The 240-nt window shown below is 55.0% G+C and carries 1 pseudogene; it reads left to right on the plus strand.

Features of this window, described 5'->3' with window-relative positions:
- Positions 1–30: 30 nt before the first annotated feature.
- Positions 31–240: pseudogene (locus tag AAEZ09_RS29075) on the plus strand (formaldehyde dehydrogenase, glutathione-independent); the annotation flags it as partial.

The raw sequence follows: 240 nt of genomic DNA on the forward strand, positions 1-240 counted from the left end.
GGGTGTGGGCGTTGCTACAACTGCAAGCATATGCGCTCCGATGTATGCGAGAACACCAACCCCGAAATCGACTGCGGAGCCTACGGGTTCAACCTCGGTGGCTGGACGGGGGGGCACGGTGATTATCTCTTCGTACCGTATGCGGATTTCAATCTCCTTCGCTTCCCTGACAAGGATGCCGCCATGGAAAAAATCCGCGACCTGACCCTTCTCTCTGACGTATTACCCAAAGCTTTCCAT

The organism is Pseudomonas sp. 65/3-MNA-CIBAN-0223 (assembly GCF_040310425.1).
GTDB lineage: Bacteria > Pseudomonadota > Gammaproteobacteria > Pseudomonadales > Pseudomonadaceae > Aquipseudomonas > Aquipseudomonas gregormendelii.